The sequence below is a fragment of the Candidatus Methylomirabilota bacterium genome, from assembly GCA_036002485.1.
GTDB lineage: Bacteria > Methylomirabilota > Methylomirabilia > Rokubacteriales > CSP1-6 > AR37.
In genome coordinates, this window is record DASYTI010000052.1 from 1 (window position 1) to 3,146 (window position 3,146).

Annotated in this window: 4 protein-coding genes; all 4 read right to left on the bottom strand. The window is 70.1% G+C overall.

Annotation, left to right across the window (positions count from 1 at the left end; all coding sequences use genetic code 11):
- Positions 1 to 690, bottom strand: a 690-nt coding sequence (locus VGT00_05880; protein HEV8530924.1) for an ABC transporter ATP-binding protein, incomplete at its 3' end; no start/stop codon positions are given.
- A gap of 1 nt (position 691) precedes the next feature.
- Positions 692 to 1,615: an ABC transporter permease gene (locus VGT00_05885; GenBank protein ID HEV8530925.1), complete on the bottom strand. Its 924-nt coding sequence runs from the start codon at positions 1,613 to 1,615 to the stop codon at positions 692 to 694.
- Positions 1,612 to 2,622 (bottom strand): ABC transporter permease, encoded by a 1,011-nt coding sequence (locus tag VGT00_05890; GenBank protein ID HEV8530926.1) that lies wholly within the window; start codon positions 2,620 to 2,622, stop codon positions 1,612 to 1,614. Before VGT00_05890 ends, VGT00_05885 begins: the two co-directional genes overlap by 4 nt.
- A 90-nt stretch (positions 2,623 to 2,712) precedes the next feature.
- The coding region (locus VGT00_05895) for a hypothetical protein (protein HEV8530927.1) at positions 2,713 to 3,146 on the bottom strand (434 nt) is incomplete at its 5' end.

The following is a 3,146-nucleotide window of genomic DNA, read 5'->3' on the forward strand; positions in this document are numbered from 1 at the left end:
CTGGTACATGACGGCGACCCGCTGGCAGTAGTGCGCGACGACGCCCAGGTCCCGGGAGACGAGGAGGAGGGACGAGTTGGAGTCGCGCACGAGGCCCTGCATCAGGTCCAGGACCTGGAGCGAGATCGTCACGTCGAGCCCCGCGGTGGGCTCGTCCGCCATGAGGAGCTTCGGCGAGTGGGCGAGCGCCATGGCGATGATCACGCGCTGGCACATTCCCCCGCTCAGCTCGTGCGGATACGCGGTCTGGCGGGCCTCGGGATCGGGGAACCCGACCATCCGGAGCAGCTTCAGCGCGCGCGCCCGGGCCTCGGCGTGCCCGACCGCGCCGTGCGCCCGGACGACGTTGGCGATCTGCGCGCCGATGGTGGCCACCGGGTTCAGGTGCTTCCGCGGCTCGTGGGTGGTGAGCGCGATGCCGCGGCCGCGGATGGCGCGCAGCTCCTTCTCGGATCGCTTGAGCAGGTCGTCGCCCTCGTACAGGACCTGTCCCCGCGTGACGCGCCACGGCGGCTGCAGCAACCCGAGGATCGCCCGCACCAGCACCGTCTTGCCCACGCCGGACTCGCCCACCACGCCCAGCGACTCGCCGGGGTAGACGGTCAGGTCGGCCCCGTTGAGGACCCGCACGGAGCTGGCGTCGCGCCGGTACTCGACGTGGAGGTCTCGCACCTCGAGCAGGGCGTCCACGCTATCTCCGGTGCGTGGGGTCGAGGTAGTCGCGGAGCCCGTCGCCCACGAGCGCGTAGCCGAGGATCGTCACGGCGAGGGCGAGGCCGGGGAAGAGCGCCGTCCACCACTGGCCCGTCATCATGTTCGGCGCCCCGATGGCGATCATCGAGCCCCACTCGGGCGTCGGGATGGGCACCCCGGCGCCGACGAAGCTGAGCGCGGAGGTGAGCAGGATCGAGAAGCCGATCGTGGGCGAGAGGTTGGCGAGCGCCGGCGTGAGCGCGTTCGGCATGACGTGCACGAAGGCGATCCGGAGCCCCGAGCCCCCGACGCAGCGGGCGGCCTCCACGAAGGGGCGCTCCCGCACGTGGAGCACGGCGCCGCGGGTGACGCGCAGGAAGAAGGGGATGTTCAGGAAGGCGAGCGCCACGATGACGTTCTGGATGCTCGGGCCCCGGAAGCCGACCAGCGCCAGCGCGAAGATGAACAGCGGGAAGGCCTGGAAGATGTCCGCGCCGCGCATGATCGCGTTGCTCAGCAGCGCCCAGAGCCCGCGCGCGCCCGCGAAGAAGCCGGAGATGACGCCGAGGACCACCCCGGCCGCGAAGGCGACGGCCGTGGAGATCAGCGCGATCGTGAGGTCGATGCGGGGCGCCGCGATGACGCGGGAGAAGATGTCCATGCCCGAGATGTCGGTGCCCATCCAGTGGTCGGCGCCCGGGGGCAGGACCGCCTTCCCGGACAGCGCCTCCTCGGGCCCGTAGGGCGCGATCCAGGGGCCGAAGAGCGCCAGGAACACCGTGACCACGATCACCACCAGCCCGAAGAGGAACCCGGGCTGGGTCCGCGCGAAGCGCCAGAGGTCGTCCGCTTCCCGGGCGGCGCCGCCCAGCCGGCCGGCCCGCGGGGCCTCGAGGAGATCGGGCGTCGCCGGGATCGTCACGACCGGATCCGCGGGTCGAGGAAGAAGTAGGCGAGGTCCACCAGGAGGAACACCACGCTGGTGAAGACGGCGGTGAGGAGCACGAAGGCCTGGAGGGGCGCGTAGTCGGAGTTGACGACGGACTGCACGGCGTACTGCCCGAGACCGCCCCAGGCGAACACGGTCTCCACCAGCACGGCGCCCCCGAGCAGGAACCAGAAGAGGATGCCGATGATGGTGACCACCGAGGGGAGCGAGTTGCGCAGCGCGTAGCGGAGCTGCATCAGGCGCGACAGCCCGGCCGCCCGCGCGTAGGTGACGAAGTCCGAGCCGAGCATGTCCTCCATCGTGGAGCGCGTGTTCTTCATCACCAGCGGCATGTAGATGGCGGTCAGCGTCACCACGGGCAGGACGAGGTGCATGACGGCCGAGCGGAAGGCGGGCCAGTCGGCGGTGAGCAGGGCGTCGAGCGCGTACATGCCCGTGACGTGGCGCGGCATGCTCACGGTGAGGTCGAGCTGTCCGATGGGGCCGGGGAACCAGCCGAGCTTGTAGAAGAAGACGAAGATGACGATGAGCGCGAACCAGAAGTCCGGGAGGGCGCCCGCCAGGAGCCCGTAGCCGAAGACGATCCGGTCCGCGACCCCGCGCTTGCGCACGGCCGTGAGCACGCCGAGCGGGATGCCGATGACGACGGAGAAGAAGACGGCGAGGAGGACCAGTTCCATGGTGGCGGGGAGGCGCTGAGCGATGTCGGCGAGGACCGGCCGCGAGGTGACCCAGGACGTCCCCAGCTCGCCCGCGGCGATGCTCCGGACGTAGCGCACGTACTGGACGTGGAGGGGCTGGTTCAGCCCCAGGCGCGTCCGCACCTCGTCGACGCGCTCGACGGTGGCGAAGGGCCCGGCCAGGAGGTACGAGGGATCGCCGGGAAGGAGCCGCACCAGGAAGAACACGATGACGGAGACGATGAACAGCTGGACCGGCAGGAAGGCCAGCCGCTGGGCGGCGTATCGCCAGAATCTCACCGCGACCGTCCCCTGTCGGTCACGAGCGCGACGTGCGGGCGGGCCGGGCGCCGTCGGGAAGGCTCGACGGCGCCTCGCCCCGGCCGCGGGTCACTTCTTGTAGAGCCAGTCGAAGTGGACGTTGTTGTCCGGGTACCAGTGGAATCCCTTCCACTCCTTCTTGAACGCCTCGCGCCAGCCGGGGTTGACCAGGAAGATCCAGGGCACCCGCTCGGCGGTGATCTGCTGGATCCGGAGGTCCATCTTGAGCCGCTCCGCGCCGTACGGCGTGCGGAACATCTTCTCCGTGAGGTCGTTGAGCTCCGGGTCGTCGTTCCCCACCCCGTCCATCACGTTCGTCTTGGGGTGGGTGAGGTAGACCCAGGCGGTGTAGCCGGTGTCGGCCACCCAGGGCCACTGGAAGTTGTCGCAGTGGGCCATCTGCTTCCGCGTGAACTTCGTCTCGGAGTACACGGCCGACGGCAGCCCTTCCAGCCGGACCTTCAGGCCGATCTTCTCGAGCGAGCTCTTGATGAGGATGCAGG